This window comes from Gilliamella sp. B14384G12 (assembly GCF_016101825.1).
Taxonomy (GTDB): Bacteria; Pseudomonadota; Gammaproteobacteria; order Enterobacterales; family Orbaceae; genus Gilliamella; species Gilliamella apicola_N.
Map to the genome: position 1 here is coordinate 1 of NZ_JACFPU010000027.1, position 2571 is coordinate 2571.

Here is a 2571-nt window from a genome sequence, read left to right on the forward strand (position 1 = left end):
TCTTTATCTACTGGTTTAAATTTTGCTAAGTCTTTAGGATAATGTTTATACCCCAATTTAAATTCTGCCATTATTTGTCCACTTTAATATCAATATAATTTTTTCCTAGGGTTGTTCGTAAGGGAAAGATTTGCCGACTAAATCATACTCCTGCTCTATTTTGGCAAGCTCTTCAAGGGATTCAGCTCGTGAGGCTTTATCAATACCCTCTGGCCAGTTAAACTCAGGTGCAAAGCAGTTAAATAATCGACCTAGCCAAAAGCGCCCCCTGATTTTGCCTTTATAATTCATCCCCTCCATACCATTCATATAACACAGTAACCAGCGCCATTCGCTTTTATCGATATAATTGGCGTTATCCCATAAGCTAAAGTAATCCATCAAGGTATCGGTTTGTCGGTCGATCACTGCCGCAAAAATCTCCTGCTGCAAAAAAAAGCCGTTACGGGTTACCATTCCTTCAATTGATTGCCAGTCATAGACTTTTATAACGGGTTTATAAAGCTTTCTTATCTCCCTTAAAGGAAAATAATAAAGTCGTTTACTTAACATTGGCTCGTACACATAGACTTTGCCGGTTTTACGGTTAAAACGTACCGGGTAATCGGCTGGCCAAATAATAACTTTTGCCAATTGCATTAAACATAAAAATAATGCAAGCAAAGAAACAATAATTAATCCTAAAGAAATGGCTAAATCGCTATATATAGAATAAGGACTAATATTGAGAAAAAACCATATTCCAGCATAAAGGGCATAAAGAAACGCCACACATCCAGTTAACCTTCCAATCATATATAGAGTACGATCAAATTGGTTACTGGTGCGGCCTATTTCAATAAAAGTATTATTGCCAAAACGAAGATTGGTTAAGTCATCGTCTTTATCTACTGGTTTAAATTTTGCTAAGTCTTTCGGATAATGTTTATACCCTAATTTAAATTCTGCCATTATCTGTCCACTTTGATATCAATATCATTTTTCCTAGGGTTGTTCGTAAGGGAAAGATTTGCCGACTAAGTCATACTCCTGCTCTATTTTGGCAAGCTCTTCAAGTGATTCTGCCCGTGAGGCTTTATCAATACCCTCTGGCCAGTTAAACTCAGGCGTAAAGCAGTTAAATAATCGACCCAGCCAAAAGCGCCCCCTGATTTTGCCTTTGTAATTCATCCCCTCCATACCATTCATATAACACAATAACCAGCGCCATTCGCTTTTATGGACGTAATTGGCATTAAACCATAAACTAAAGTAATCTATCAGGGTATCGGTTTGTCGGTCAATCACTGCCGCAAAAATCTCCTGCTGAAAGAGGCCGTGACGTGAAACCATTCCGTCAATTGATTGCCAGTCATAGACTTTTATAACCGGTTTATAAAGCTTTCTTATCTCCCTTAAGGGAAAATAATAAAGGCGTTTACTTAACATTGGCTCGTACACATAAACTTTGCCGGTTTTACGGTTAAAACGTACCGGGTAGTCGGTAGGCCAAATAATGACTTTTGCTAATTGCATTAGACATAAAAATAATGCAAGCAAAGAAACAATAATTACACCCAAAGAAAAGGCTCCATCACTATATATATGATAAGGTCTAATATTGAGAAAAAGCTGTATTCCAATATAAAGGGCGAAAAGAAATGCCCCACATCCAGTTAGTTTTACAATCATCTCTAAAGTACGACCAAATTGGTCATCAGTGCGTCCTATTTCAATAAAAGTATTATTGCCAAAACGAAGATTGGTTAAGTCATCGTCTTTATCTACTGGTTTAAATTTTGCTAAGTCTTTAGGATAATATTTATACCCCAATTTAAATTCTGCCATTATCTGTTCCTACTCAAATGTCAATGTAATCTTCTAATTCAATGGTAAATGGTGTTTCACTGCCATTTTGCTCTTCAATAAAGCCTAGCACACTTATTTTTGTATCGATATTGTCTTCAGCCACATAGACTACTGGACAGATGATTAATGAGCCTTGTTCATCAAGCTTATAGGTTTCCAGCTGATTTTTTGCTGATAATTGATTTGTGTGTTGACTTTCTTGGTTTGTAAAATCAACTTTCATCTCTAACGTTGAGAGCGAGCCAGTCGAACTATCACGAGAGGTCGTTGATTTAAAAGTCGTTCCTGTCAAGTTATGACCAATTAGCTCGTTTTGACTGCTCTCTTTTTTTTCAACAATCAATGATCCATAATAGCAGATGCTATCCGGTTTATAATTAGGTAAAATTACATTCAGATAAATATCATGCTTATCGCCATAATCAATAATTAATTTTTTTTGCGATTTTTTGGTTAGAAAAAGTTCGTAACCACGAGAAGCGCCATAAAAGCCATGAATAAGCTTTTTAACGCCGTTTTCGGTTAAAGGATAAGGAGATAAATTACCGGTTAGCTCATTTAAACCAAAGTAGCAGCGGTCAAACCAACGTTCCATAGACGTTAATGAGGTCAGTTCGCTCATAAATGCACAAAATATCGATAATACAATACAAACAATTGATAATGCGATACCGATACCAGATCCAGCAAAGAACATTGATACAGCTAAAAGAACTCCAGATG

The 2571-nt window shown here is 36.5% G+C and carries 3 protein-coding genes; all 3 read right to left on the reverse strand.

All coding sequences use genetic code 11. The features are described from left to right. Positions 1 to 105 precede the first annotated feature (105 nt). On the reverse strand, positions 106 to 951 hold the full coding sequence (locus tag H3S73_RS13470; RefSeq protein ID WP_198236958.1) for a DUF6708 domain-containing protein: 846 nt from the start codon (positions 949 to 951) through the stop codon (positions 106 to 108). Between the two features lie 33 nt (positions 952 to 984). After that, positions 985 to 1827, reverse strand: coding sequence for a DUF6708 domain-containing protein (locus H3S73_RS13475; protein ID WP_198236959.1), 843 nt, complete (start codon positions 1825 to 1827; stop codon positions 985 to 987). 13 nt (positions 1828 to 1840) lie between these two features. Next, the coding region (locus H3S73_RS13480; RefSeq protein ID WP_198248917.1) for a hypothetical protein at positions 1841 to 2571 on the reverse strand (731 nt) is incomplete at its 5' end.

Coding starts and splice junctions, on each gene's coding strand:
- H3S73_RS13470 (WP_198236958.1), bottom strand. CDS start 951: ATGGCAGAATTTAAATTAGGGTATAAACATTATCCGAAAGACTTAGCA.
- H3S73_RS13475 (WP_198236959.1), bottom strand. CDS start 1,827: ATGGCAGAATTTAAATTGGGGTATAAATATTATCCTAAAGACTTAGCA.